Raw genomic sequence first — 25,842 nt, 5'->3', positions numbered from 1 at the left:
CCGTCAGACGCGCGAGCTGGGGCGGTAGAACGGTTCGTGCCGCGATGGGTCGATGTAGTCGGCGTAGAAGCGTTTCGCGTGCGGCAGCAAGGCTTTGGAGAGTTGGCGCCGCTCGACCTCGTCGTCCGACAGCGCCCGCGACAGGTCGTCGTGAAGCGCCTTCAGGGCGGCGTCCTTGTCGACCCGGGTGAAGCGCCCATCGGCGTAGAGCACCTCGCCCTCGCACAGCACCGTGGTGACGCCGCCGGTCTTGGCCCGCTGGATCACCGCGTCGAGGAGCGGCGTCTCCGGGTCGAGATACGGGTAGGCGATCTGGTCCCAATCGATCAGGACGAGGTCGGCGCCCTTACCGACTTCGATCGTGCCGAGGCTGTCGCCGTAGGGGGTGGTGCGGGCGCCGCCGACGGTCGCCATGCGCAGCACCTGCGCCATGCTCGGCACGTCGGCCTCGTCCATGCCGGGCACCCGGTGGGCGCGCAGCACGAGGCGCATCTCCTGCAGCATATCGCGGTCGTCGTTGATGCCGGCCTCGTCGAGGCCGATCGCGGTGTTGATGCCCTTGGCCTCGAAGCGGTTCAGCGCCGCCACCCCGGAACGCAGCCGGAAGTTCGACGAGCAGTTGTGGCAGATGCAGGTGCCGGTCGCCGCCACCTGCTCGATGTCGGATTCGTTGAGCCAGACGCCGTGGCCGAGCGTCAGGCGGGGCCCGAGCATGCCGAACCGGTCGAGGTACTCGAGGGCGGTCCCGCCGCCGCGCTTCTCCGCGTATGCCTTCTGGTAGGCGGTCTCGACGAGGTGCATGTGCATCGGCACGTCGTAGGATTCGGAGAGCCCCGCCAAGCCTTCGAGGGCCGCGTCCGAACACCAGTGCAGGTTGGCAGGCGCGAGCTGGACCTTGGCCCGCGAGGCCCCGGCCTGTCCGCTATGCAGGCTGCGGAACAGGGAGAAATTGTCCTCCAGGGACATCTGGAAGCGCTCGAACCAGCGCTTCATCGGGTCCTGCAGCGGGGTCGGCAGGCTCGCCACGAAGTCCATGTCGGCCTGGTAGACGAGGCGGTTCTGGTCGCGGACCGCGAAGCAGTACGAAACCCGCATGCCGATGTCGCGATAGGCACGCAGCACCTCGTTGGAGCGCGCCTCGACCTCCTCCAGGCTGCCGGGCATCCAGCCGTGGATATGCTGGACCGTGGTGATCCCGGAGCCGACCATCTCGAAGGCCGAATACAGGGTGTCGAGGTAGAGGTTCAGGTTGCGCGCCACCATGCGGGTGACGAACCACAGCTCCAGCGGCATGTCGGGCGAGCCGAGCTGTACCGGCGTCAGGCCGACATGGTGGTGGCCGTTGACGAAGCCCGGCAGCAGGATCTCACGGCCGGAGCCGATCACGGGGGCGTCGGGGTAGCGGGCATGCAGGTCTGCGTAGGTGCCGACCGCTGCGATGATCCCGTCCGTCTGCAGCACCGCGCCGTCGGCGATCTCCTCCCAACGGTCGTGGTCGAGGGTGCGGGTGATCATCCGCCGGCTGCGGATCAGCGATGTGGCCATGGTTGGGTCCGTCTTGATCGGGAAAGGGTCAGACGAGCGCTTCCTGCTCGGCGAAGGCCCGGTCGACCTCGTCGCGCAGGAGCTCGGTGAGGTGCCGCCGCAGCGCCTCGGCCTCGGGCGAGAATGGGTCGCGCGGGCGGGCGAGGTCGTTGCGGACGATCGTCTTGATCCGCCCGGGGCGGGCGGTGAACACCACCACCCGGTCGGCGAGCGCCACCGCCTCGTCGATGTGGTGGGTCACGAACAGCACCGAGGCGCCGCTGTCCCGCCAGACGTCGAGCAGGAAGTCCTGCATCTTCTGGCGGGTCTGGACGTCGAGCGCCGCGAAAGGCTCGTCCATCAGGAGCACCTTCGGGCGCATGGCGAGCGCCCGGGCCACCGCCACCCGCTGGCGCATGCCGCCGGACAATTCGTCCGGCCGCTTGTCGAAGGCTTCGGCAAGGCCGACGCGCTGGAGCGCGGCACGGGCGACGCTCCGGCGCTCGGCCTCCGGCACGCCCTTCAGCGACAGGCCGAAGCTGACGTTCTGCCAGACGCTGAGCCAGGGCAGCAGCGAGGTTTCCTGGAAGATCAGGCTGCGCTCCGGCGACGGTCCGGTGAAGGCCTCGCCGAAGGCCAGGAGTTCACCCCCGGAGGCGGCCTCCAGACCGGCGATCAGGTAGAGCAGGGTGCTCTTCCCGCAGCCCGAGGGCCCGAGGAACACCACGAACTCGCCGGGTCGCACGGTGAGGTCGATGTCGCGCAGGGCCTCGTGGGCGCGGGCGGTGCCGGCCGCCCAGATTTTGGCGACGCCGCGGCACGAGACGGCGTCCTGGGAGAGGGGATCAGAGGCCAAGGGAAGACCCCGCGTCGCGTGGCAGCCAGTAGAGCATCCGCCTCTGGACCAGCCGGAACAGCAGGTCGAAGGCGAAGCCGAGCAGGCCGATCAGCGTGATGGTGAAGAACACGAGCGACGGGTTGAACGTGTTGCGCGCCAGCATGATCACCTGGCCGAGCCCGTAGCCCACGCCGGTCGCCTCCGCGACGAGCACCACCATCCAGGCGCCGAACAGGTTGAGGCGCAGCACCGCGAGCAGGCCCGGTAGGATCGCCGGCACGATCACCCGTGCGTAGATCTGGCGCTTCGACGCGCCCATGGTGCGGGCGACGTTGATGTAGTTGCGGTTGACCCCGTCGATCTGGTGGATGGTCGAGAGGACCATCGTGAAGAACAGGGCGATGAACACCATGAAGATCGCCGGGGCGTTGCCGATCCCGAACATGAAGATCGCCACCGGCAGCCACGCGATCGGCGAGACCGGGGCGAGCAGCGTGATGGTCGGAAGCGTCAGCCGCTCGAACAGCACGACGTAGCGGATCGCGACGCCGACGAGGATCGACAGGGTCGCCGCCAGAGCGAGACCCGCCAGCACTCGGCCCGTGGAGGCGAGGACCGTGATCAGCACCGCCATGGCCGGACTCGGGCCGGCATTCATCCCGGTGCCGATCTGCCAGCGCTGCGCGGTGTTGAAGAAGCGCGCCTGCTCGGCGAGGTTGCCGAGGAAGATGTGTGGCGGCGGCAGCAGCTTGGCGTCGGCGATGCCGAACGCCCAGAGCAGCTCCCAGAGGCCGGCGAAGCAGCCGACCGAGACCAGCATCCAGCCGGTCCGTTGCAGGAGGGGGACGAATCCGTCGGGGAGCGCGAGGCGCTGACCGAACGGGAGGCGCGGCCGGATGTGCGGGACGGCGGCGCGGGCGAGATCGACGGCCATCCGCTCAGGCCGACTTCAGCTTGAGCTTGCCGTAGAGATCCGGGTTTTCGGCGATGACCTGTTCCAGCAGGGTCCAGTCGATCGCGTCGCGGCCGGGCTTCTTCTTGATGTAGCCCATCTCGGCGACGGAATCGGTCCGGTCGAGGATGAACTGCGTCTGGTTGCGGGCGTCCACCACCGAGGGCTGCCGGCCCATGGCGAGCTGGGCGTTGCTCATCGAGGTCTTGTAGTAGGAGCCGACGAGCTTGTTCAGGGCGGCCTGGGGGTCACCCTCGGCTAGGGCCTGGGCCTTCATCATGCCCTTGATCAGGGCCTTCACGGCCGCCGGGTTCTTGGCGATCAGCTCGTTGCGGACCGCCAGCACGCAGTCGGTGTAGCCCTTGCCGTAGATGTCGGTGCCGTCGGAGAGTTTGACCGCACCCTTCACGTCGGTGAGCAGCGCCGTGCCGTAGGGTTCGATCGTCGAGATGATGTCGAGGGCGCCCGCGCGGAACGCCTCCACGGCCTCCGGGGTCGAGCCCATGTAACGGACCGTGATGTCCTTGAAGGCGACGCCGTTCTTCTTCAGCCAGTCGTAGGGCAGCACTTCCAGCGTATCGAGCTGGAAGGTGCCGAGCGTCTTGCCCTTAAGCTTCTCGGGGCTGTCGAGGCCTGGCTGAGCCACGAGCACACAGCCCTCGATGCCGCCGCCGGCCACGATCGTCACCGGGGCGCCCGCGTCGTAGAGGGCCATGAAGCTCGTATAGGGCATCACGCCAGCATCGACCTGGCCCATCCCGAGGAAGGTGACCTGATCGGAGAAGGTCGGCGTGTTGACGAAGTCGATGGTCAGCCCGTCGTCCTTGGCGAGTTGCATCGCCTCGGCCAGGAAGAAGTTCAGGTTGCAGAACCCGGTCCCATGGGTCGCCCGGATGCCGGTGGCGGCCGCGGCCGGGCTCGACAGTCCCGGACCCACCGCCAGCGTTAGCGCGGCGGCGGTGCCGCCGAGGAAGCGCCTGCGGCTGGGCTTGAACCGCGTGAGATCCGGGACGCGATAATTGCCGTGACGGTCGCACATATCGACTCTCCTCAGAGGGCGGATCGGACGATCCGCCGGACGGCGCGTGCCGGTCCTGCAATGGAGGGATCAGAACTTGGGACAGGTTCAAGGCAGTCGCGGAGATCCGGTCGCCCGGCACCTCACCACATCGACGGCACGCCAACCTCTAGCTGCCGCCGGGGCGACGCTGCGCTGGTCGATACGAACCAAGAAGCGTGCCAAATGGGGAATCGGCCGAATTGGCGGCGCGAGACCTGTCCGCCTCGGGGCTTTCGTATCCAGCAGGTTCGCCGCGTACACCCCGTTTCTGCAAGCTGTCCTTCCGAACATCCGGAAAATTCGCTACCGCGCCGTCAGCATTTCAGGCCGACCTTCTCCAAAGCGGACCGGCGGCTTTCGGCCAGCTTACGTCCTGCTGAATTGACAATGCGCGCAGAACCGGACGTTCCGCCTTGCGCCCAATTCACCCGCTTGATGCGAAGGTAGGCGTTCTCGAAAGCGGATGCGTATCAGCCTGGGTGCATTGAGGCCGATCAGCGGCCGGACGTCACTGTTTCTGCGACTAAGATGGTCCGACCGGATCGTGATGAGGTCTATCGCTCAACGCTCGGATCGGCATGCAAGGGTCAACTTAAGCGGATGGACGGCCTCATGCCGCCCGCGTGAGACACCGTTGAGCTCTGCATCGAATGGTTGAGGGGAGGGGGCTGGAACTGACGAACCGGAGGCCCTTCCGTCCTCGCCGCGATGCTCGGCCCTTGGCTCACTGATACCCCTTCGGGAACGGGTCCGGCTTGATCAGCTCGGGGCTCGTGTAGACAATCTCGAACTGGCCATCGGGCTTGGCCTTGCCGACCCGGGTCTTCGACCAGAGGTGATGGTTCGAATCGATCCGGACGTAGCCTTCCGGCGCACCCTTGAACTCCAGCCCGGGGGAGGCCGCCGCCACCTTGTCGACGTCGAACGAGCCGGCCTTTTCGCAGGCCATCTTCCACAGGAACGGCCCGAGATAGGCCGCCTGTGTCACGTCGCCGATGACGGTCTTCTCGCCCCACATCTTCTTGAACGCCGCGACGAACGCCTTGTTGTTCTCGTTGTCGGTCGACTGGAAGTATTTCATGCACGAATAGGCGCCGGCGATGTTCTCACCGCCGATGCCGTCAATCTCGTCCTCGGTGACCGACAGGGTGACCAGCACCTGCTTGGACAGATCGATCCCGGACGCCTTGAGCTGCTTGTAGAACGCCACGTTCGAGCCGCCCACGATTGTGGCGAAGATCACCTTGGGCTTGGTGAGCTTGATCTTATTGATCACCGAGTTGAACTGCGTGTGGCCGAGCGGGAAGTATTCCTCGCCCACCACCTTGCCCTTGAGCACGGTCTCGATGTGCCTGCGGGCGATCTTGTTGGAGGTGCGCGGCCAGATGTAGTCCGAGCCGATGAAGTAGAAGCTGTCGCCGCCCTTCTCCTTGTGGACCCAGTCGAGGCCGGCGAGGATCTGCTGCGTGGCCTCCTGGCCGGTGTAGAAGACGTTCTTCGACTGCTCCAGGCCCTCGTAGAAGGTCGGGTAGTAAAGCAGACCGTTGTACTGCTCGAAGACCGGCAGAACCGCCTTGCGCGACGCCGAGGTGAAGCAGCCGAACACCGTCGCGCAATGGTCGTTGACGAGGAGCTTCTTGGCCTTCTCAGCGAAGGTCGGCCAGTCGGAGGCGCCGTCCTCCTGGATGATCTTAATCTTGCGGCCGAGCACCCCGCCAGCCTCGTTGATCTGGGCGATCGCGAGCTTCTCGCCCTGGCTCGGTCCCGTCTCCGAGATCGCCATGGTGCCGGTGATCGAATGCAGGATGCCGACCGTCACCTCGGTGTCGGTCACCGCAAGGCCGCCCTCGGCCGCTGCCGCGATGCGTGGCAGAGACGCTGTGAGCGGCGTTGCCGCGAGGCCGAGCAGCAGGCGGCGGCGGAGGGTGAAGTGCGCAGAATCGTCTGTCGCCATGGCAGTCCCAGTCTCCAGATCGTTCCAAGCCGGCGAGCCGCGAAATCTGCCGCGGATCGGCCATCGCGCATGGAATCGTCCTCCGCATTCATTTCTTCCAAGGAAACAATATTTCCTCAAGATGAAAACGAAGGCAGCGTGCCTATATCGTCGGCTGCATATGTCCGGCGCCCGGCCGCTACTTGCGGCGCCGCGCCGGTTCGAGGCCGGTCATGGCAGTGAAGGCGCGGCCGGCCGCCGCCTCGAGACCCGCCGCCAGGGTGCCACCGTCGGGCGCGAGGAGCCGGAAGCCGAGCCCGGCCGCATTCGGCAACGGACTGATCCCGCTCCAGCAGCCCGTGTGGTCGACCGCGGTTTGAAGCTCGGCAGCATCCGGCAGGGACGCGGGCGGCCCGAGGATGACCAGAGCGCCGTAGGCCCGCCAGTTGCCGAGCGGTGAGGCCGGATCCTGAAATTCGGCTCCCGTGATCTCGGCCCGTTCGCGGACCAGCGGCGTCCCGTCCGGGCTCTCGATGCTGAGCGACAGCGCGACGTTCGCGAACGGCCGCTGGCGGCCTTCGGGGTCGTGGCAGGCGATGCTTTCGGAGACGATGGCGCAGGCGCCGGGCTCCAGCGTGACGCGGGTCGACGCTGCCAGCGCCGCGCCGGGAAACAGGATCAGCGGATCGGGCACGCAGTGCAGGAAGGCATCCGTGCCGACGCGGATCCGCGTGTCCTGCCGGGCCGGATGATCGGCGCTGCGATGGATCACCGTGGCAGCCTGGGTTGTGACATGCGCTGCCGAGCCGGGACCCATCGCGATGTCGAGGCCGAGATGGTCGCCGCGGTAGAGGCCGCCAGAGGCCGATTGCAGGTACAGCGTGATCAGGTCCGGCCGCTGGGGATACAGGCGGAAGGGCCGCGTGATATGGAACGGATAGGGCACGTGCTGCTCGGCGAGCACGCTGGTGCCGCCGCCGCGCACGAAGCCGAGGCGCGCCGTCGCGTGCCGTCCGGACCGGATGTCATCGGACACGGTCAGGGCGCGAACAGCACGGCGCGGCCGATCGCGTCGGCCACGTGGTCGATGCCGTGGCCCGAGCGCGCGTTCGTGGCGACGACCGGCTTGCCGTTTCGGACGCGGCCAGCCTCCGCCAGCATCCCGTCGAGATCCACGCCGACATGGGGCGCGAGGTCGACCTTGTTGATCACGAGGAGGTCGCAGCGCAGCACGCCCGGGCCGCGCTTGCGGGGGATGTCGTCGCCGCCCGCCACGTCGATCACGAAGATCCACCAGTCGACCAAGTCGAGGGAGAAGGTCGAGGCGAGGTTGTCGCCGCCGGATTCGAAGATGAGCAGTTGCAGGCCCGGGAAGCGCGCCTCGAGCGCGTCGCCCGCGGCGATGTTGAGGGTCGGATCCTCCCGGATCACCGTGTGCGGGCAGGCGCCCGCCTCCACCGCCTCGACGCGGCTCGGATCGATCAGCCCCGAGCGGCGCAGGCGCTCGGCATCCTCCTTGGTGACGAGATCGTTCGTGATGACGGCGAGATCGACGCCGCGCGCCTGCAGCACGGGGATCAACCGCTCGATCAGCGCGGTCTTGCCCGATCCGACCGGGCCGCCGATCCCGATGCGGGCGGCGTTCGCAGGTATGGCTTCGGTCATTGAGGGCAGCGCCGTGAGAGGGGGATTGCGGGCTCGCTCAGCGCAGCATGTAGCGCTGGGCGAGGGGCAGGGTCCAGGCCGGCTCGCAGGTGGCGAGCACCCCATCGACGAAGACGTCGAAGGTCTGCGGGTCGACGCGGATGTCGGGGCAGAGGTCGTTCCAGAGCATGTCGGCCTTCGTCAGCGTGCGGGTTCCGCGGGCGGGCAGGAGCGCCTTACTCAGGCTGAGCCGGCCGCCGAGATCGGCCTCGATCGCCAGGGGGTGGACGAAGCAGGCCGAGAGCGCCTGCTTGGCGCGTCCGAAGGCGCCCCATTGCGGTCGCAGCAGCATCGGCTCGCAGGTCATGAGCGAGGCGGCGGAATCGCCCATCGCGCCCCAGGCGATGAAGCCGCCCTTGATCACGAGCTCGGGCTTGATGCCGAAGAAAGCCGGGCGCCAGACGACGATATCGGCCATCTTGCCGGGCTCCAGCGAGCCGATATGGTCTTGGATGCCGAAGGTTCGGGCGGCATTGATCGTATACTTGGCGATGTAGCGCTTGATCCGGGCATTGTCGCCGAAGCCCGGATTCTCCTCGGGGAGCGGACCGCGCTGGTCCTTCATCTTGGAGGCGAGCTGCCACGTCCGGCAGATGACCTCATGGATCCGGCCCATGCCCTGGCTGTCGGAGCCGAGCATCGCGATCGCCCCGATGTCGTGCAGGACGTCCTCGGCCGCGATCGTCTGGGCACGGATGCGGCTCTCGGCGAACGCCACATCCTCCGGCAGGGCCGGATTGAGGTGGTGGCACACCATGGTCATGTCGAGGTGCTCGTCGAAGGTGTTGACCGTGTAGGGATTGGTCGGGTTCGTGGACGAGGGCAGGCAGTGCGGCAGCCCGGCGACCCGGATGATGTCCGGCGCATGGCCGCCGCCGGCCCCCTCCGTGTGGTACATGTGGATGGTGCGGCCACCGATCGCCGCCAGCGTGTCCTCCACGAAGCCCGACTCGTTCAGCGTGTCGGTGTGGAGTTGGACCTGGAAGTCGTATTCGTCGGCGAATTCGAGGCAGGAATCGATCGCCGCCGGCATCGCCCCCCAATCCTCGTGGATCTTGAGGCCGAGGACGCCGGTCTCAAGCTGCTCCTTCAGGGCGGCTGGCCGGTGCGTGTTGCCGCGCCCGAGGAAGCCGAAATTGACCGGCCAGTCCTCGGCGGCCTGGAGCATCCGGCCGGTGTTGAACGGGCCGCCCGAATCGATGCCCACCGTGATCGGCCCCAGCGAGCCTCCGAGCAGCGTCGTGACGCCCGAGGCGATCGCGTGGTCCGGCAGACCGGCGGAATCAAAGTGCGCGTGCACGTCGATCGCCCCGGGGGTCGCGATCAGGCCCTCGCAGTCCCGCACCGTGGTCCCGGCCGACACGATCATGCGCGGGTCGACGCCGTCCATGATCGCCGGATTGCCGGCCTTGCCGAGCGCCACGATCCGCCCGTCCTTAATGCCGAGATCGCCTTTCTGGATGCCGAGGACGGGGTCGATCACCACGACGTTACACAGGAGAAAGTCGAGCGCCCCCTGGGCGGCGGTCACCCCAGGCGCCATTCCGATCCCGTCGCGCAGGGTCTTGCCGCCGCCGTGGAGGCATTCGTCCCCGTAGACGGCGTGGTCGTGCTCGACGACCGCAACCAGGGAGGTGTCGGCGAGCCGGACCCCGTCGCCGGTGGTCGGCCCGTAGAGGGCAGCGTAGTCGCGGCGGGGGATCGTCACCATGGCGTTCTCCTCAGGCGCCCTTGAAGCCGCGGGCCTTCGCGCGGCCGAGTGCCGCCGCCCGCGCCGCGTCGTCGGGCAGCGTCCCCTGCGTCAGGTTGTTGAGTCCGGTCAGTTCCCGGGCGCCGCCGAAGCCGACCAGCGTCACGGTCTTGCGTTGGCCCGGCTCGAAGCGGATCGCCGTCCCGGCCGGGATGTCGAGGCGGTGTCCCAGGGCCGCCGCCCGGTCGAAGTCGAGCGCCCGGTTCACCTCGAAGAAGTGGTAGTGCGAGCCGATCTGCACCGGGCGGTCGCCGGTGTTGACGACGTCGATGGTGACCCGCGGGCGGCCGGCAGCGAGCTCGATCGCGCCGTCGGCCGGGAGGATCGCGCCGGGCTCGAGGGCATCGGCTGGCGCTCCCGCCTGGGCACGGATCGGCTCGTGGACCGTGACGAGCTTGGTTCCGTCCGGAAAGACGCCCTCGACCTGCAAGATCGGCAGCATGGCGGCGATGCCCGGCATCACGTCTTCGATCGACAGGATCGTGGAGCCCCAGCCGATCAGGTCGGCGACGCTGCGGCCGTCGCGGGCACCCTCCAAGATCTCGTCGGTGATGAGCGCCACCGCCTCCGGATAGTTGAGCTTGAGGCCGCGCGCCCGGCGCTTGCGGGCGAGTTCGGCCGCGGTGAAGATCGTGAGACGTTCGAGCTCGGTGGGCGTGAGCAGCATCGCGCGCTCCTAATTGGCGAACAGGCGCAGATCGGCGCGCGCGTGCCGCATGGCCGCGACCTCGATCAGCGGCGTGAAGCCCGTGAGGACGATGGCGCCGCCCGGTTCTTCGGCCACCGGCCGCTCGGCAATCTCGGCGACGAGTGGCAGCACCGTCTGGAGGGCCTGCTGGCCCTGGATGGCGCCGATCTGGCCAAGCCGGACCGCGGCCGAGACGAGGCCGGAGACGAGCTGATAGCCGGCCACCGCCGCCGCCTCCGGCTCCGACAGACCGAGGGCGCGCCACAGGGCGCCCTGCACGGTCGCGAGGTGTCCCAGCATGAGGCCGGACCGGATGGCGGCGCTGAGGTCCTCGGCACCCGTAGTGGCGAGCCTGACATGCGTCGTCAGCAAAGAGGCGCCGTTGCGCCGGCTGCCGATGCGCATCGCCTCGACGAGCGTGGCGGCCTCCACGGCGGCGTCGATGCAGTCCAGACCGCTCGGGTCGGGGCCGGTCCGATGGGCGAGGATCAGGGCGACGCGGTCGCTCTCCGCCCACCGGGAGCGGACGAGACCTGTCAGCGTCCGGATGAGGCTGGCCGTGTCGAAGGCGGGATCGCTCGCGACGAGCCCCTCGATGCCGTTGGAGAAGGCGAAGCTTCCGCTCGGGAAGGCGGCATCGGCTTGCTGGAGCGACAGGAGACGGCTCAGCACGTCTCCGCCCCGTCCAGGACTGCGTATGTCACCTGCCCGTCGGTGATGAGGGTACCGAGACGGACGAGGCAATCGTCGGCCTGCCCGTCCAGGGCCACCAGGAGGGCCCCGTCGGCGAAGCGCACGCGCCAGTGCAGATTGCCAGCGTGGTAGCCAAGCTCAAGGGCGGTCGCTGGGCTGCCTGGGATGAGGCGGAGCCATCGTTCGCCGCCGACCCGGGCGACGAGAGCCCGACGATCGTCCAGGGCCAGCACGGCGCCGTCGAAGAGCGGCTCGTCCCGCGGCAGAGCCAGGGCGATCTCCTCGCCGGCCTGCGTCGTCGCGCGGAGTCGACGTCGGGCGACGTCGGTGCTCGACACGACGAGGACGTCCACGGCGCCATGATGAGAAAGGTGATGCAGACGATGGGCCATCTCGGCGTCGTGACGGCTGCCCAGGATGCGATGAATGACCCGCATGTCGCTCGTTGTTCCGCTCTTCCGGGGCCGTCTCCGGGAGCGCCTTGCAAAACCGATTCCGTCGGAGGTTCACACAGTACGGCGGCCGCCTGTTTCTATGCCCCGCTCGTGCCGAAGTCCGTCGGCGCGGCGATGCGTGCGATGTTCGGTGCAACGACGCCCGTCGGTATTTCGCCGGCTCTCTCGACGCGAAGGCTGAGGTAAGACCGCTTTGGGGAAGCTCCGATAACGTCCCAGGCGGCGAGTTCGGGTCGGTAGGAGGCCGTCTGCTTCTCCAGCCCGCCTTCTCAGAAGCAGCCATTCCGCTTTCGGCCAGCATCTGCCGCGACGCCCCGCTCGTCCGAATGTCCCAGATGGGTGGATTTCGGCCGGTCCGCTTTCGGGCGGCAAAGCATAGAAGCGGACACCGTCGCCGCGCCCGCTCACGACCCATTACCAAAGCCGGGAATGTCGGCATGCAGGCTGCTCAGTAGGGCAGCGATCTGCGGCTGGGGCCGAGCGGCGTCAGCCAGCGGCGCCCCGTTCGGTAGGACACCAGCATGGCGTTGGCCGTGTCGATCCGGCAGGATCGTCGACCGAGGCGAACGACGTCCGCGTGCCGGAATTCCAGGTCTCTCCGGGTCGAGAGACGTCGCCGCCGGTGCGGCCAGGAGAGGAACGCAGGAACTCGACCGGCGCTGTACGTGATCGAGCCGCCATCGATCCGGGCGTGGAGCGGTCGACGCATGGTCCCGTCGCCCTGAGCGCCGATCCCGTCAGGCAGGGAGTCTGGAACCCCTTGGCCGACACACTGGCGAAGGATCGGCTCGTGGTGAGCTACTTCCTCCTGGCGCTGCAGAGCGGGCAGCATACGGTGCAGCGCTGGCGGCCCTATCTCAGGCAGGCCGTGGGCAAAAAGCTGGCTGCCCGCGTAGAGGCGTGGCACGCGCAGGCGCGGGGTACGCCGGAGCATGTGCGTACCTTGACCGATGCACGGCGCGTGACGGGTGGCTGGAACTTCAACGCTGTCGATCGTGTCTGCCGCCACCGCGGTGTGAGGACACCTGAGATATGAGTATCCCCAAGAGACCCGCCAGCTCGGCCGCGACGGGCCTGCCGCAAACCCGTACGGCTCTTCGTTCACGGGTCGTTAGCCATAGCCGCCCAGCTTGCCGTCTCCGCTTTCGGAGCCGGCCCATGATCCTGTCCGCCATCGCCGCCAAGCTCAAGCAGCGCGCCAAGGCCGACTTCCACGGCCGGCACTTCGAGGCAGCCCTGATCGTCCAGGCTGTCTCATGGTACCTGCGCTAGGCAAGGAGGCGGACGCAAGCGTCGAGCAGCATCTTGGTCCCGCTCGTCACCTGGAAGGTGACCGGCGCAGGCGAGGCGAAGGGATTTCCCCCCGAGCGTACCGCCCTGTCGACATCACTCGCCCTGAGCCAATTCCCCCACAGTCGGATCAACATGCTCGACAACGCTCTTGGAAACGAATCGGCGATGATGCCTGGGCGGCCGGGATACCGTCCTCTAACCCACGCCACGGCTACAACTAGGCGCTCAACTCAAGGTTCGTAAGGCTTTCGTCGATCACGAGCCCCTTCTCGGCCGCCCCTTATCAGCGGCCTCGCGCTGCCGGCGGAGGCGCTCGCCGCGCATCTGCTCCGGGCGCGGGAAGCGGATGTATGAGTATGCCATGGCCATGACGGCGACCGTATCGACGCCCAAAGGTCAGGGCCAACTTTATGGGACTCGACATGAGGACGTTGTGGTCGCCGGACCGATCATTCCATCTCAACGGCAGTTGTCGGACTCCAAGCGGCCATTCAGGTGGTTTTGCTCGAAGGTCCGCTGATGGCGCTTTGCCGACGGCACCTCGTGCATGGCTGAAGCTTGAAGCCATGAAGCGCCTCGTCTGATTTTCGGCTTGCCGCGATCACTTGTGGAGCATCGGAATGAGCCCTTGGCACGAGGCGCAGGATCGTATCAACTGCCTGTGCGCACGAAGTTGAAGCGCATGCAAATCCAATGACTTGGATCGAATCTTAAGCTGAGTTCGCGCTGGGTGAGAATCCTGGCGCCCCAGCCAAACGCCTGTGATGCTCAACCCGCCGTTGCTTCTCCGGCTGTTTTCGGACCCGCCCGGTCCGATCGCAACGTCCAGGCCCACTCGGGATGTCCGCAGTTCTGGACGGCAGGGAATCACGCCTTGCCCCTCACCAACCTCCACCGCCGCCGACAGACGATCCTGTTTCGTCGTACATCCCCCACGATCTGCGCCCACGGTTCGGTCAGCGTGAGATCCTGCGCTCCCTAGGCCACGCCACACCCGGCCAGGCCCAGCGAATGGCGCAGCGTTTGTGGGAGAGGACAGGGACCTTGTTCACCCTCGTCCGCTTCAACCGATCGCTTACACCCGCAGACATCGAAAGGCTCGCCGAGCGATACCTCGAATCTGAGTCCCTTAGGCACGACGGTCTGATCGCGACCATCGGGCACTATCCCGAACCTGAGGATCTGCCCGCCGCCGACACAGTTTTTGGACACGCCCCAGTCTACGGCGGCGATCCAGCCGAGCTGGCCGTCATTGGAGGGCCGCCCGATAGCCGACATTCAATTTGAGGTCTGATGCCGCTCTGTCGTTGAACTTGGCAGCACCCCGGAAGCAGACGCTGACGCAATCAAGTTTGATCGTCTGGGTGATGGCACAAGATCGCGTGCCACCCGAATCCCTTCCGACACGAAATGCACTAAGCTCGGCGCCAACGGGCCCCAATGCCCGCTTGCAAGTCCGCGTTCGAAGAGGTCGGATGCCTCCGCGCGGCCAAAGGGAGGCACAGGCGCGCCATGCTCGGCCAGATGCAGGACTGGCCCCTGCTCATTCACCGCATCCTCGACTATGCCGAGGCCCAGCACCCTCATCGGGCCGTGATCTCGCGCTCCGTTGAGGGACCGATGCACCGCACGACCTATGCGGAGATCCACGAGCGAGCGCGGCGGCTCGCCAAGAGGCTGGAGCGGGACAGCATCCGTGCGGGCGACCGCGTGGCGACGCTGGCCTGGAACACGTGGCGCCACTTGGAGGCGTGGTACGGCATCACCGGTATCGGTGCGGTCTACCACACGGTCAACCCTCGCTTGTTCGAGGATCAGATCGCCTACATCATCAATCATGCGGAGGACCGGATCCTCCTCCTCGACCTGACGTTCTTGCCGCTGGTCGAGCGGTTGGCCGAAGATTTGCCCACGATCGAGCGCTTCGTCATCCTCACCGACGCGGCTCACATGCCGCAGACGAACCTGCGCGACGCGGTCGCCTACGAGGCGTGGATTGCAGAGGCGGACGCGGACTTCGCCTGGGCGCGCCTCGACGAGAACGCGGCGGCAGGCCTCTGCTATACCTCCGGCACTACGGGCAAGCCGAAGGGCGTGCTCTACTCGCACCGGTCGAACGTGCTGCACGCAATGGCCAACAACAGCCCGGACTACATCGGGCTCAGGAGCCGCGACGTCGCGATGCCGGTGGTGCCGCTGTTCCATGCCAACAGCTGGTCGCTCGCCTTCCTGGCTCCGATGACGGGTGCGGGCTTGGTTCTACCCGGCCCCCGGCTCGACGGTGCATCGCTGCACGAGTTGCTGGAGCGGGCGGACGTCACTGTGACGGCGGGGGTGCCGACGGTTTGGCTCGGGCTGCTTCAGCACCTCGACGCCACGGGGCGCAGGCTCGCTCACCTGCGGCGTATCCTGATCGGCGGGTCGGCCTGTCCGCGCGCTATGACTGAGCGCTTCGAGCGCGACTACGGGGTCGCCGTGATGCACGCCTGGGGGATGACCGAGATGAGCCCGATCGGCTCGTTCTGCGCGCTCAAACCCGAGGTCGAGCGCCTGGACGAGGCGTCGAGCCTCGACCTCAAGACGAAGCAGGGATACCCGCCCTTCGGGGTCGAGTTCCGCCTGACAGACGATTCGGGCAGCGATCTACCCTGGGACGGCGCCACGCTCGGCCGCCTCAAGGTTGCAGGCCCAGCGGTGGCCAAGGCCTACTTCCGGGACGGCACGCCGATCCTCGACGACCGCGGGTTCTTCGATACCGGTGACATCGTCACCATCGACCCGAATGGCTACATGTCGATCACCGACCGCTCCAAGGACGTGATCAAGTCGGGCGGCGAATGGATCTCCTCGATCGAACTGGAGAATCTCGCGGTCGGCCACCCCGACGTGGCGGAAGCGGCGGTGATCGGCATCGCCCATCCCAAATGGGACGAGCGCCCGCTGCTCGTAGTCGTGCCAAAGGCCGGCCGCACCCCTGACAAGGCTGAGATCCTCGCGTTCATGCGCCCGAGCATCGCCAAATGGTGGCTGCCGGATGATGTCGTTCTGGTCGAGGAGATCCCGCACACGGCGACGGGGAAGATCCAGAAGACGAGGCTGCGGGATCAGTTCCGGGACTATCAATGGCCGGGCGTGTGATGCCGGGTCGAGCACTGACCGCGCGAACCCTCTGGCGAGGGTTGAACCATTTGAGCTTCGGCCGCGGATCGGTCGTTTGCCGTCTGCTTTCGTGGCCCATTCGCTCAGAAGCAGACCGGCGGCTTTCGGCCAAATCCTGTCCCGACGGCGGGCGCATCTAAAGGGCTAGGCTGGGTGGATTTCTGCCGTTCCGCTTTCAGGCGAGAATCGGCAGAAGCAGACGCCACCGTCGCGCCCACTCACGATCCAAGCCGGTCGTGGGGACCTTCGCTGTGGCATCCCAAAGCAGCCATCGCAGTACGCCGCTCAAAGCAGCATTGCGGTCGGACGGTTGCCACGCCCGACCGCCGAACGCTCATGTGCGATTGTCGATCTCCGGCACACCGCTGCTACGGTCCGCATAGGCAGCGATGAAGGCCGGACGGGACTGCCAGCGCCGCCAGAAGGCATCGAGATGCTCGAACCGCTCATCGAGCGGGGTGGCGTTGACGGGGAACTTGGAGAACGCGATGGCCGTCGCCAACGTGATGTCCGAGAACGTCGGCTGATCGCCTCCCAGCAGCCACGCCCGGCCGTCGGAGAGGTGCCGGTCGACCAAACCGGCATGCGCCAGGGCCACCTTGCGGGAATGCTCGCCCCAGGCCGGATTGCTGGTCAGTTCGAGCTTCGGGCCCAGACCCTGATGCAGGACGTGGAATGCCGTGACGATGGGATAGAGGATGTGGACCCACACCCGGTTGTCCCACATCTGATCGAGGCCACGCTCGTGCGCCGTCCCGCCCATGATCTTGCGGCCTTCGAACGTGTCGTCGAGGTAGCGGGCGATGGCGGAGGTCTCGCTCAGGTAAGAGCCGTCGGCGAGCGCGAGCGTCGGTGTCTCGCCCCAAGCGTTCATCTTCAGGTGCTTCCAACCCCGCTGCTCGCCCACCGGTGACATGTCGTAGACTGTCTCGTCGAAGTGAGCGGCGATGCCCTTCTCGTGCATGAAGATCCGCAAGCGCTGCGGGTTCGGAAAGGCCGAGGGTGAGGTGAAGAGCTTGAGCTTGTCGGACATCGTCGGCTCGCTTTCCTGAGGCATTTGTCTGTCTGTCATATGACAGGTTGGAAGCTAGGACCGAGATCTTGTGCTGTCAACCCCTGTCTGCCATATGACAGGCGGAGGTTGAACATGGCAGCGACGTCAAAGGGGAATGTGAGAGAGGCCATCCTCGTGGCCGCCAGGGAGGCGGCGATGGCCTATGGCTACGGCGGCCTCAACTTCCGCGACCTCGCGGAGAGCGTCGGCATCAAGGCTGCCAGCATCAACTACCACTTCGCCACTAAGGCTCTCCTCGGCGAGGCGGTTGCACGGCGCTACTGGGAAGATATCGTCCGCGATCTCGAAGCCATCTCGACGAATGCCCGAAGCCCAACCGAAGCGTTGCAGCAATACCCGAGCATCTTCCGGCTATCCCTGGAGCGCAACAACCGCATGTGCCTGAGCAGCTTCATGGCGACGGAACATGACGAGCTGCCCGAGCCAGTGTTGAAGGAGGTGCAAACTTTCGCCGACGTGAACGTTGCTTGGCTATGCGAACATTTGATCGCTGCCAAACTCGCCTCGCCAGCCGAGGGTGAGTTAAGGGCCCGCGCCATTTATGCTGCTGTCGCGGGGGCGCAGATGATCGCTCGCAGCCGTTCGGATGTAAAAGTGTTTGATAACTTGATCGAAAGCTACCAAAAAATCGGATTGCTTCCAACCTAGTTAAGCTTCGTATCTGGAAATTGCGTGTTTGGGTGCTTCCGCCGGATCAGATCCACGCCGGACGACCGGTTCAGCGCATATCTCATCCAGACGCAGACCAGCTGTTTTTCACCCTGTGCGGTCGTTCCACAACCGCCCCGTTCCGGGCCACCCGGCGAGGACGACGAGCATGAGAACTCGCCAACGTAACGCCGACGGGCGAAGTCAATCCGCCAGTGTCTTGGACATCCATATGTACGCATGGCCGGGAGGCACATCGAGCAACCGACACTCCTCCACATATCCCGACTTCCTGTAGAACTCCGGGGCCTGAAACGTCATCGTCGCCAGCCTGACCCTACGGCACCCATGTTTGCGCGCCGCGTCTTCGGCCTTCCGTAGCAGACGCTGTCCGATCCCCTGCCGCCGTCTTTCCTCCTCCACCCAGAGAATCAAGACGACGAACCAGTCCCACTGTATCAGGCCCTTGAGACCGCCCAACACCTGTCCCTGGTCGTCACGGCATACAAGCCAGAGGGGCTTGGTCGGGTCGGGGCCGTTGTGAAGTTCGTTGAAGCGGTCCAGCCCATCCTCGACAATCTTCGCCGTTTCCGCATCGATGTCAGCACTGACCGTGATGCGTTCGCGTGTCATGGGCGGTCTCCAGGTCGGTCCGCTCCGCCGTAGGGCGGCATTGAGGCGTTGGCCGCGGTATCAGATGTTCGACGACGTGCGCCCGCGCCGGGGCCACCGGGTCCTTTGCCCGGCCCAGGTCCGGCGGTCATGCTGACGGTGACACAATCACCGGGCGTCTGTGTAGTGACAGTGCCCACGAGGGGGCCCTTGATCGCCGGGCAGCCCGTCGTGACCGGCGGCGCGAAGTTGGCGCGGTTGGTGCTCGCCCCGCCGGCGGCACAGATCATGTCGGCTCTGGCGGTGGCGTTGTTGTCGCCCTGGATGGCCTGCGCATCGGTCGAGTTCGCGGACAGCGAGCAGGCGGTTGCCGACAAGTTGGCGTTCTTCTCCAGGTGCCCGCTGCCCTTGGCTGCGGGATCGAGGGTGAGCAGGCACAGGCGCATCTTGCCCTGATGGTGACGGTCGAGCGCACCGTGATCGGCACGATCTCGATCCCCACGAAGGCGCCGAAGGCGAGCTTGAAATTGTCGGTTGCAGTCACCTACCCCGAAACGCCATTCCGGTCGCGGCTGATGCGTTGCGTGGTTGCGACAGGCGAACGCCTCAGCTCACCAAAACAATATGAATTGCCAAGTACAACGCGGTAACCATTCCTTGAGAAAAGTAGATATTGCACTGCACATGCCGAACAGGGCCGTGATTGCTTAACGGATAAGCCTCTATGATTGCCCTGATCTAGTAGGGGTCGTAATGTATCCGATCTCAGCTGAGGGAGCGGGCATCCCATTCAAAAATGATACGGTCGGAGATGCCGCCGCGGCGTCCGACTACGATGCCCAGCGTCTTGCTGAGATCGCTGCCCAGTTCGGCCGCTGGCGCATCAACGTACCCGACCGGACCATTCGCTGGACGGAGGGCGTGGCTTCGATCTTCGGCGTTGCCATGCCGGATCGTGGCTTGATGCCACTCGATCAGCACCTGCGCTTCTACCATCCGGACGAACGCGACGCGGTCCGCACGCGCATCGAGGCCGTGATCCATGGAACAGAGCCGAGCCTGCAGGGTACCTACAACGGACAAGCTCGCATCGTTCGACCGGATGGCGCAGAGCGCACCGTCATCATCCGCGGCGTGCCAAAACGCGACGCTTCGGGCGCGGTCACCGCTATCGTCGGCATCCTCCTGGATGTCACCGAGCAGGCATGGATGCAGGAGAAGTTGCGCGAGACGAGCGAGCTTCTGCGCACCACACTGGAGAACATGGATCAGGGGCTGATCCTGTACGGCCCAGACATGTGCGTGCGCCTGCATAATAGGCGCGCGAGGGAGCTCCTCGACCTGCCGGAAAGCGTTCTGTGCGAGGGCAGCCCCTACGACGTCATCAACGCCTATCAGGTCGCCCGTGGCGAGTATCAGACGAGCCCGGACTCGTTGATGGGCGCTCTCGATGCCGCCGACCTCGCCAGCTTGCCCGACGTGTACGAGCGGGCGCGACCAAACGGAACAAGCCTTGAGGTGCGGGTCGTACGGCTTCCGGACGGGGGCTATGTGCGCACGTACAGTGATACGACACGACGGGCCGAGAGCGAGCGCGCGCTCTTGGCGAGCGAGGCGCGACTGCGCGCGAGCGAGGATCGCCTCGCCCATGCCTTGGACAGCGGCAACGACGGCCTCTGGGACTGGAACCTGGTGACGGGCGAAGCGTGGTTCTCCGACCGCTGGTTCCGGATGATTGGGTACGAGCGGGGCGAGTTGAGGCCGAACCTCGAACTGTGGCCGCAGGTCGCCCATCCCGAGGATGGCGAGCGCGCTGTCAGCGCCATGCGCGACCACCTGCGCGGCCTGACAGCGACGTATGAATGCGAGTACCGGCTCCTGACGAAGAGCGGTGGCCAGATCTGGGTTCTCACACGCGGCAAGGTCGTCGGTCGCGACGCGAGCGGTCGCGCGCTCCGGGTCGTTGGCACGCAGATCGACATCACACGGCGCAAGGCGGCCGAGCAGCAGGTGGCCCACATGGCCACGCACGACGGCCTGACCGGACTGCCCAATCGAGCGCTGTTCCGCGACCGGCTCGAACAGGCGTTCGCGGCTTCACGGCGCCACGGCGACGGTTTCGCCCTGCTAGTCTGTGATCTGGACCGCTTCAAGGTCGTGAACGACACGCTCGGCCACTTGGCGGGGGACGCAGTCCTACAGGTCGTCGCCGAACGGTTGCGCGCTGCCGTGCGCGACGGCGACACGGTCGCGCGACTTGGCGGAGACGAGTTCGCGATCATCGTCAGCCGCCTTGATGGTTCACAGAGCGCGGGTGTGGTTGCTCGCCGCGCGATCCAGTCGATGGAGCAGCCGATCGAGCTTGACGGACGACGGATGAGCGTCGGCATCAGCATCGGCATTGCCCTGGCACCACAGGATGGCTTCGACGGCCAGAGCCTGTTCAACCACGCTGACATGGCGCTCTACATCGCCAAGACGGCCCCGCACAGCGAGTGCTGCTTCTACGATCCCAGCATGAGCACGATGGTTGCGGTGCAGGGCGAACGCGAGCAGACATTGCGGGAAGCGGTGTGGCGCGACGAGTTCACGCTGCACTACCAGCCGATCGTGTGTGCCGCAGATGAAACGGTCAGCGGGTTCGAGGCGTTGCTGCGTTGGCAAAATCCGACGCGCGGCTTGATACCGCCCTCTGAGTTCATCCCGCTGGCCGAGGAAACGGGCCTGATCGTCGCGCTGGGTGAATGGGCCCTGCGCGCCGCCTGTCGCGAGGCCGTGTCGTGGCCGGATGACTTGCGTGTGGCGGTCAACGTCTCGGCCGTGCAGTTCCAGCAGCCCGGGTTGGAGCAGGCCGTCCTGGGGGCGTTGCTCACGTCGGGACTGGCGCCGCATCGGCTTGAGCTTGAGATCACCGAGAGCGTGTTGATGCGGGACAGCGAGGCGGTGATCGCCTGTCTGCACCGGCTGAAGGCTCTCGGCGTCCGCATAGCGCTGGACGATTTCGGCACCGGTTTTTCATCCCTGAGCTACTTGCGCAGGTTTCCGTTCGACAAGATCAAGATCGACCGCACGTTCATCCGCGACATCGCTGACCCGGATACGGCCTCGATCGTGCGAGCGATTGTCGGCATCGGCTCTCGACGGGGAGCTACTATCACGGCTGAAGGTGTCGAGACGCAGGATCAGTCCGAGAAGGTGCAACAGGAAGGCTGCACCGAGATGCAGGGCTTCCTGTACAGCAAGCCCGTGACCGCGTCCGACGCTCTAAGCTTCATACGAACGCACCGGAGCAGGCACGCGGCTTGATGTCACGAGCAACATCGCAGATCCTGAGCGGCCATGCCGCTTTCGACCCGTTGCAGCCGTCCAGACAGCCGTCCGCGCTTCCCGAAAGCGGCCGTAGACGCAATGCTGTTCAAGGTCGGCTCAGTGTGGTCAGCGGACCTCACCGAGGCTGAACGCCGAGACCAGGTCAGGCCAATGAAGGCGCAAAGCGGGTCGGACGCCCCCGCCCGGCACGTCATGCATGCTTCGCTCAACAACTACGCCGCCAAGACGTTCGTAGAAGCGGCGGGCCGGCATATTTTGCTCGTAGCACCACAAGTAAATTCCAGCCCTTCTATAATTATTCGCCGACCATTCTGCAGCATGTTTCAACAGTATTGCGCCCAGTCCTCGTCCTTTTGCCGCCGGCAGGAGGTGAAGATTGTCAATCAACGTCCCCCATTGATCATCCTCAGCCCCCACGGCACAAACAAAGCCAATAGGCTCGTCAGCGGCTTCGGCGATGATGATGAGTTCGTGCGGGTCCTGCTGCGCGATCCGGGACATCCAAGCGCTGAGCCGATCCTCCTCGATCGGACCGGCCAGGAAGTTAGGATTGAGGATTGCACGATAGGCGCTTCGCCAACTCGCCGTGTGGAGACGTGCGATCAGCGCCCCGTCGTCTGCCGTGGCAATCCGCATCTGCATGGCTGATCTTTAAGGCAGCGCCGCCACGGTTCGCAATGCGTCGAAAAAAGGCGCGGCCGCTACGTTTGCTTCCCTGTCGATGCATTGCTGCCCCGAAGCGGCATGGCGAAAAGCCATCCGAACCGACCAGGGCCTTCTGTGGGGTCTTCTCGTCCTGCTGGCCGCCCGCGGGCACCAGCACCGCCGACAGGTGCCTGCGATCGGGTCCTCACCCGATGACGCGCTGGCTCTCTTACGTCCTCGCGGCCATCACCGCCGATCTCTACTGAACAAAGAGTGCGCAGGCTGCGTTGATGTACGATCCCAGACTTGGGACGATTGAGGAAACGCCCATGCGCATGAAGATATACGGCCTTTCGGCCGCGCTTGCTGTTGCTCTCACCAGCACAGCCTATGCCCAACAGCCGGCCGGCGGCGGTAGCGCTACGGGCAACATGAACAACCCGGGTTCCGTGAAGAGCGAAGGGCAGAAGGCGACCGAAGAGACAACAGGTACCAGCACCCGCTCACCCGCAACCGGCGCCGCGGCGGTGCCTGGAACCGGCACCGTGCGTCCTGGCGTCGGCGCAGGCGGGAGCACAACCGCACCCGCACGATGAAGTCCTCGGGCGTACCCGCACGACACGATCGGTGAGTTCTTGGCAGGGGCCGCCTTGGAGGCGCCTCTGCCAATACCACGCTGTCGAGCAGCAGCTGGAGGCATCACGGCAGCCACCCGGGTCTGCTCCCGACCCAACCCGGCCGCCCGGACAGATGTCGGCGTTTCTCCAAAGCGGCCGTTCGTCAAACCGCCCGCAATTTCGGCTCGGCTGGCAACTGGACCTTGGCCCTTCGTCCTGAAGCCGACGCTCTATCTCCGGCCTGCGGCGATCTCTGCCCGTTGTCCAAGCATGCGCCGAAGCAGGCGTCGTCGGCGCTCGGCCCGCTCCAACAGGGCCGTATTCCTTCATAGCGCCAGATTAGCTCGGCGGCTGCTGCCCTTGCCCACTAAATGGTTTTGCCAAACTTGCTTGTTCTCAATTGGTATAACGTTCTAATACCGACATAGAAATCTGTTATGGCCAAGATAAAACGTGGATGTGAGTGTAATTAAGCTCAAATTTTGAGCAGTTAGGGTATGAAACCTTTCAATTCGAAGCCCGTTCGAACCAGTAGATCTGAAATCGGGGGTATGAAAACTTCATACATGTTAGGAGATGGTCCATGAGGGCGCTGGTTTGGCACGGCACTGAGGACATCCGCTGCGACACGGTCCCGGACCCCAAGATCGAGGATGATCGCGACGCGATCATCAAGGTCACCGCCTGCGCGATCTGCGGCTCGGACCTGCACCTCTACGACCACTTCATGCCCGGCATGGAGAAGGGCGACGTCATGGGCCACGAGTTCATGGGCGAAGTTGTCGAGACCGGCAAAGGCGTTGATGGCGCGCTCAAGAAAGGGGAGCGCATCGTCGTGCCGTTCACAATCATCTGTGGCGAGTGCGACCAGTGTAAGCGCGGCTACTTCTCCGTCTGCGAACGCTCGAACCGCAACAAGGACATCGCCGACAAAGCCTTCGGGCACACCACCGCGGGACTGTTCGGGTACACCCACCTCACGGGCGGGTACCAGGGCGGGCAGGCCGAGTACGTCCGCGTGCCGTTTGCCGACAAGACCCACATCAAGGTGCCGGAGAACCTGAGCGATGAGCAGGTCCTGTTCCTCGGTGACATCTTCCCCACCGGCTGGCAGGCAGCGGTACAGGCCGATATCCAGCCGACCGATACGGTCGCGATCTGGGGCGCTGGCCCCGTCGGTCAGATGACGCTGCGCTCCGCGCTGCTGCTCGGGGCAAAGCAGGTGGTCTGCATCGACAGCGTGCCCGAGCGCCTGGAGATGGCACGCGCAGGCGGTGCCATCACCATCGACAACAGCGAGGAGAGCGTAGTCGAGCGGCTGAACGAACTCACGGGCGGCAAGGGCCCGGAGAAGTGCATCGACGCCGTCGGCATGGAGGCGCATTCACCGCGCGCGCTCGAACACGCCTACGACCGCGTCAAGCAGGCGGTGATGCTGGAGAGCGACCGCGCTTCAGTGCTGCGCGAGATGATCTATGTCTGCCGGCCCGCCGGCATCCTCTCGATCCCGGGCGTCTATGGCGGGCTCATCGACAAGGTGCCGATGGGAGCCCTCATGAACAAGGGACTGACCATCCGCACGGGGCAGACCCACGTGAACCGGTGGACCGACGACCTCGTCAAGCGCATCGACGACGGTCAGATCGACCCGTCCTTCGTCATCACCCATCGGGCCAAGCTCGAACAAGGGCCCGAGATGTACAAGACATTCCGCGACAAGAAGGACAACTGCATCAAGGTGGTGCTCAGACCCTGAGTGGTTCCACGGCCCGTCGCGCTGCGGCGGGCCTGCTCCCTTCGCCCTCCCTGGTGCAGCGAGGAAGTCAGCATGTCCGAGGCCATGTCACAACGCCGCCGGAGCGGCGCTCCTGATCGCTCCGAGTTGCCGAGCTACCTCGTGTCAGACCCGCGCCGCAGGCCAGATCCCGCAACCAGGGAACTCGCCCAAGGCTTAGGTTGGTTCTCGATCGGCCTCGGGCTTACCGAGGTGGCGTGCGGCGGCGCCATCGCTCGCTGGCTTGGAATGCCGCGCTCGGCCCCAATCATCCAAGCCTACGGTGTGCGCGAACTCCTGCAAGGGATCGGGATCTTGGGCGCAAGAGATCCGACCCCGTGGATCTCGGCACGTGTCGCCGGCGACGCGCTCGACATCGCCACGGTGCTGCCTGGGCTTGAGGGTCATAATCCGCGCAAGGACAACGTGGTGATCGCCCTTGTGGCTTTGGCCGGCGTCACCGCAGCCGACGTGATCTGTGCGCGGAACCTCTCGGAAGCCCCGCTCGCTCCGTCTGAGAAGGTCCGACGCGATTACCGCCAGCGCAGCGGCTTCCGCCGTCGTGCCGAGGCGATGCGGGGCGCGGCACGCGGCTTCAAACCGCCGCCCGACATCATCGGCCCGGAAGCGATGCGTCCTTGGACCCTAACCAACGCCTGAGGTCGGAAGGATGGCTGGCCTGATCCTGCCCGTCCTCGAACAGGCATCGGGCGTGCTCGTCATGGGCCTCGTCCTCGCCGACATCTTCCTGACGGTCCTCTGCGCGCGTATCGGGACAGGCCTGATCGCGGACAGGGTCGCCCATCTCACCTGGGCGATCTTCCGCGCCGCCGCCGATGCGGCCGGGCAGAAGCGGGGCGCTGTGCTGTCCTTCTGCGGCCCGGTCGTCCTCATCGTCTACGTCCTGCTCTGGACCTTGGGGCTGACCCCCGGAGCCGGTCTGATCATCCACCCCGCGCTCGGTGGGGCGGTCCGGGCGAGCAGTGGCGAGACGCCGGCCGACTTCATGACCGCGCTCTACGCGGGCACCAGCAGCACGGCGTTCCGCTCGTGCGCGCGCCTACACGCTCAGGTTTACGGGTGAGGGCCTGA

24 protein-coding genes and 1 pseudogene are annotated in these 25,842 nt (G+C 65.8%); 11 read left to right on the top strand and 14 right to left on the bottom strand.

The window, feature by feature from the left end:
• Window positions 1–3 precede the first annotated feature (3 nt).
• From AC3WSN_RS10445 to ureE, 11 genes are all read right to left on the bottom strand, one after another.
• Window positions 4–1,545 carry an amidohydrolase family protein gene (locus AC3WSN_RS10445; RefSeq protein ID WP_192708108.1) on the bottom strand — a complete coding sequence of 514 codons (1,542 nt, stop codon included), beginning with the start codon at window positions 1,543–1,545 and terminating at the stop codon, window positions 4–6.
• Window positions 1,546–1,573: 28 nt separating this feature from the next.
• Window positions 1,574–2,380: an ABC transporter ATP-binding protein gene (locus AC3WSN_RS10440; protein WP_192708109.1), complete on the bottom strand. Its 807-nt coding sequence runs from the start codon at window positions 2,378–2,380 to the stop codon at window positions 1,574–1,576.
• Entirely contained in the window at window positions 2,370–3,296 is a 927-nt protein-coding gene (locus AC3WSN_RS10435) for an ABC transporter permease (protein ID WP_192708110.1), read from the bottom strand. Before AC3WSN_RS10435 ends, AC3WSN_RS10440 begins: the two co-directional genes overlap by 11 nt.
• A gap of 4 nt (window positions 3,297–3,300) precedes the next feature.
• A complete protein-coding gene (locus AC3WSN_RS10430) occupies window positions 3,301–4,353 on the bottom strand; it encodes an ABC transporter substrate-binding protein (protein ID WP_492537786.1) in 1,053 nt (350 codons plus the stop codon).
• Between the two features lie 745 nt (window positions 4,354–5,098).
• Window positions 5,099–6,328 carry an urea ABC transporter substrate-binding protein gene (gene urtA / locus AC3WSN_RS10425; RefSeq protein WP_492537784.1) on the bottom strand — a complete coding sequence of 410 codons (1,230 nt, stop codon included), beginning with the start codon at window positions 6,326–6,328 and terminating at the stop codon, window positions 5,099–5,101.
• A gap of 178 nt (window positions 6,329–6,506) precedes the next feature.
• On the bottom strand, window positions 6,507–7,343 hold the full coding sequence (locus tag AC3WSN_RS10420) for an urease accessory protein UreD (RefSeq protein ID WP_492537782.1): 837 nt from the start codon (window positions 7,341–7,343) through the stop codon (window positions 6,507–6,509).
• A 2-nt stretch (window positions 7,344–7,345) separates the two neighbouring features.
• Window positions 7,346–7,972, bottom strand: coding sequence for an urease accessory protein UreG (gene ureG / locus AC3WSN_RS10415; RefSeq protein WP_492537780.1), 627 nt, complete (start codon window positions 7,970–7,972; stop codon window positions 7,346–7,348).
• 37 nt (window positions 7,973–8,009) lie between these two features.
• Entirely contained in the window at window positions 8,010–9,722 is a 1,713-nt protein-coding gene (gene ureC / locus AC3WSN_RS10410; RefSeq protein WP_492537778.1) for an urease subunit alpha, read from the bottom strand.
• Between the two features lie 10 nt (window positions 9,723–9,732).
• A complete protein-coding gene (locus AC3WSN_RS10405) occupies window positions 9,733–10,428 on the bottom strand; it encodes an urease subunit beta (RefSeq protein ID WP_492537776.1) in 696 nt (231 codons plus the stop codon).
• Between the two features lie 9 nt (window positions 10,429–10,437).
• Entirely contained in the window at window positions 10,438–11,121 is a 684-nt protein-coding gene (locus AC3WSN_RS10400) for an urease accessory protein UreF (RefSeq protein WP_492537774.1), read from the bottom strand.
• Window positions 11,115–11,579 carry an urease accessory protein UreE gene (ureE, locus tag AC3WSN_RS10395; protein WP_492537772.1) on the bottom strand — a complete coding sequence of 155 codons (465 nt, stop codon included), beginning with the start codon at window positions 11,577–11,579 and terminating at the stop codon, window positions 11,115–11,117. The genes AC3WSN_RS10400 and ureE overlap by 7 nt, the downstream gene beginning before the upstream one ends.
• 778 nt (window positions 11,580–12,357) lie before the next feature.
• Here ureE and AC3WSN_RS10390 point away from each other — a divergent pair.
• From AC3WSN_RS10390 to AC3WSN_RS10375, 4 genes and pseudogenes are all read left to right on the top strand, one after another.
• Window positions 12,358–12,633 (top strand): hypothetical protein, encoded by a 276-nt coding sequence (locus tag AC3WSN_RS10390; protein ID WP_492537770.1) that lies wholly within the window; start codon window positions 12,358–12,360, stop codon window positions 12,631–12,633.
• 122 nt (window positions 12,634–12,755) lie between these two features.
• Window positions 12,756–12,866: pseudogene (locus tag AC3WSN_RS10385) on the top strand (IS6 family transposase); the annotation flags it as partial.
• Window positions 12,867–13,730: 864 nt separating this feature from the next.
• Complete coding sequence (locus AC3WSN_RS10380) at window positions 13,731–14,177, top strand: DUF6538 domain-containing protein (protein WP_492537768.1); 447 nt, start codon at window positions 13,731–13,733, stop codon at window positions 14,175–14,177.
• 225 nt (window positions 14,178–14,402) lie between these two features.
• Window positions 14,403–16,028 carry a long-chain-fatty-acid--CoA ligase gene (locus AC3WSN_RS10375; protein ID WP_192710585.1) on the top strand — a complete coding sequence of 542 codons (1,626 nt, stop codon included), beginning with the start codon at window positions 14,403–14,405 and terminating at the stop codon, window positions 16,026–16,028.
• Between the two features lie 355 nt (window positions 16,029–16,383).
• Here AC3WSN_RS10375 and AC3WSN_RS10370 read toward each other — a convergent pair whose 3' ends face one another.
• Complete coding sequence (locus tag AC3WSN_RS10370; RefSeq protein WP_492537766.1) at window positions 16,384–17,082, bottom strand: glutathione S-transferase family protein; 699 nt, start codon at window positions 17,080–17,082, stop codon at window positions 16,384–16,386.
• A gap of 114 nt (window positions 17,083–17,196) precedes the next feature.
• Between AC3WSN_RS10370 and AC3WSN_RS10365 the strand changes: the two genes are divergently transcribed.
• A complete protein-coding gene (locus AC3WSN_RS10365; protein WP_192710587.1) occupies window positions 17,197–17,772 on the top strand; it encodes a TetR/AcrR family transcriptional regulator in 576 nt (191 codons plus the stop codon).
• A gap of 204 nt (window positions 17,773–17,976) precedes the next feature.
• On the opposite strand, the gene AC3WSN_RS10360 is transcribed toward AC3WSN_RS10365, so the two are convergent.
• Complete coding sequence (locus AC3WSN_RS10360; protein ID WP_492537764.1) at window positions 17,977–18,405, bottom strand: GNAT family N-acetyltransferase; 429 nt, start codon at window positions 18,403–18,405, stop codon at window positions 17,977–17,979.
• 189 nt (window positions 18,406–18,594) lie between these two features.
• Here AC3WSN_RS10360 and AC3WSN_RS10355 point away from each other — a divergent pair, with 189 nt between their 5' ends.
• Together AC3WSN_RS10355 and AC3WSN_RS10350 are read left to right on the top strand one after the other, a co-directional pair.
• Window positions 18,595–18,840, top strand: coding sequence for a hypothetical protein (locus AC3WSN_RS10355; protein ID WP_492537762.1), 246 nt, complete (start codon window positions 18,595–18,597; stop codon window positions 18,838–18,840).
• 297 nt (window positions 18,841–19,137) lie between these two features.
• Window positions 19,138–21,690 carry a sensor domain-containing protein gene (locus AC3WSN_RS10350; protein WP_492537760.1) on the top strand — a complete coding sequence of 851 codons (2,553 nt, stop codon included), beginning with the start codon at window positions 19,138–19,140 and terminating at the stop codon, window positions 21,688–21,690.
• 129 nt (window positions 21,691–21,819) lie between these two features.
• Here AC3WSN_RS10350 and AC3WSN_RS10345 read toward each other — a convergent pair whose 3' ends face one another.
• Window positions 21,820–22,356 carry a GNAT family N-acetyltransferase gene (locus AC3WSN_RS10345; RefSeq protein ID WP_492537758.1) on the bottom strand — a complete coding sequence of 179 codons (537 nt, stop codon included), beginning with the start codon at window positions 22,354–22,356 and terminating at the stop codon, window positions 21,820–21,822.
• 332 nt (window positions 22,357–22,688) lie between these two features.
• On the opposite strand from AC3WSN_RS10345, the gene AC3WSN_RS10340 reads away from it, so the two are divergent.
• The 4 genes from AC3WSN_RS10340 (at window position 22,689) to AC3WSN_RS10325 (ending at window position 25,834) form a co-directional block, all read left to right on the top strand.
• The gene (locus AC3WSN_RS10340) at window positions 22,689–22,955 is read left to right on the top strand and encodes a hypothetical protein (protein WP_492537756.1); all 267 of its coding nucleotides are present in this window, start codon (window positions 22,689–22,691) and stop codon (window positions 22,953–22,955) included.
• Window positions 22,956–23,559: 604 nt separating this feature from the next.
• Window positions 23,560–24,732 (top strand): zinc-dependent alcohol dehydrogenase, encoded by a 1,173-nt coding sequence (locus tag AC3WSN_RS10335; protein ID WP_492537754.1) that lies wholly within the window; start codon window positions 23,560–23,562, stop codon window positions 24,730–24,732.
• A gap of 72 nt (window positions 24,733–24,804) precedes the next feature.
• The gene (locus tag AC3WSN_RS10330) at window positions 24,805–25,410 is read left to right on the top strand and encodes a cyclase dehydrase (RefSeq protein WP_492537752.1); all 606 of its coding nucleotides are present in this window, start codon (window positions 24,805–24,807) and stop codon (window positions 25,408–25,410) included.
• A 10-nt stretch (window positions 25,411–25,420) separates the two neighbouring features.
• Complete coding sequence (locus tag AC3WSN_RS10325; protein WP_492537750.1) at window positions 25,421–25,834, top strand: hypothetical protein; 414 nt, start codon at window positions 25,421–25,423, stop codon at window positions 25,832–25,834.
• Window positions 25,835–25,842 lie beyond the last annotated feature (8 nt).

This window comes from Methylobacterium sp. FW102-HT35C08 (assembly GCF_058790235.1).
Note: the sequence above shows the minus strand (reverse complement) of the source record. Positions and strands in the feature narration are given on the sequence as shown.

Coding starts and splice junctions, on each gene's coding strand:
- AC3WSN_RS10445 (WP_192708108.1), bottom strand. CDS start 1,545: ATGGCCACATCGCTGATCCGCAGCCGGCGGATGATCACCCGCACCCTC.
- AC3WSN_RS10435 (WP_192708110.1), bottom strand. CDS start 3,296: ATGGCCGTCGATCTCGCCCGCGCCGCCGTCCCGCACATCCGGCCGCGC.
- AC3WSN_RS10430 (WP_492537786.1), bottom strand. CDS start 4,353: ATGTGCGACCGTCACGGCAATTATCGCGTCCCGGATCTCACGCGGTTC.
- urtA (WP_492537784.1), bottom strand. CDS start 6,328: ATGGCGACAGACGATTCTGCGCACTTCACCCTCCGCCGCCGCCTGCTG.
- ureG (WP_492537780.1), bottom strand. CDS start 7,972: ATGACCGAAGCCATACCTGCGAACGCCGCCCGCATCGGGATCGGCGGC.
- ureC (WP_492537778.1), bottom strand. CDS start 9,722: ATGGTGACGATCCCCCGCCGCGACTACGCTGCCCTCTACGGGCCGACC.
- AC3WSN_RS10405 (WP_492537776.1), bottom strand. CDS start 10,428: ATGCTGCTCACGCCCACCGAGCTCGAACGTCTCACGATCTTCACCGCG.
- ureE (WP_492537772.1), bottom strand. CDS start 11,579: ATGCGGGTCATTCATCGCATCCTGGGCAGCCGTCACGACGCCGAGATG.
- AC3WSN_RS10380 (WP_492537768.1), top strand. CDS start 13,731: ATGTCCGCAGTTCTGGACGGCAGGGAATCACGCCTTGCCCCTCACCAA.
- AC3WSN_RS10375 (WP_192710585.1), top strand. CDS start 14,403: ATGCTCGGCCAGATGCAGGACTGGCCCCTGCTCATTCACCGCATCCTC.
- AC3WSN_RS10370 (WP_492537766.1), bottom strand. CDS start 17,082: ATGTCCGACAAGCTCAAGCTCTTCACCTCACCCTCGGCCTTTCCGAAC.
- AC3WSN_RS10365 (WP_192710587.1), top strand. CDS start 17,197: ATGGCAGCGACGTCAAAGGGGAATGTGAGAGAGGCCATCCTCGTGGCC.
- AC3WSN_RS10360 (WP_492537764.1), bottom strand. CDS start 18,405: ATGACACGCGAACGCATCACGGTCAGTGCTGACATCGATGCGGAAACG.
- AC3WSN_RS10350 (WP_492537760.1), top strand. CDS start 19,138: ATGTATCCGATCTCAGCTGAGGGAGCGGGCATCCCATTCAAAAATGAT.
- AC3WSN_RS10345 (WP_492537758.1), bottom strand. CDS start 22,356: ATGCAGATGCGGATTGCCACGGCAGACGACGGGGCGCTGATCGCACGT.
- AC3WSN_RS10340 (WP_492537756.1), top strand. CDS start 22,689: ATGCGCATGAAGATATACGGCCTTTCGGCCGCGCTTGCTGTTGCTCTC.
- AC3WSN_RS10335 (WP_492537754.1), top strand. CDS start 23,560: ATGAGGGCGCTGGTTTGGCACGGCACTGAGGACATCCGCTGCGACACG.
- AC3WSN_RS10330 (WP_492537752.1), top strand. CDS start 24,805: ATGTCCGAGGCCATGTCACAACGCCGCCGGAGCGGCGCTCCTGATCGC.
- AC3WSN_RS10325 (WP_492537750.1), top strand. CDS start 25,421: ATGGCTGGCCTGATCCTGCCCGTCCTCGAACAGGCATCGGGCGTGCTC.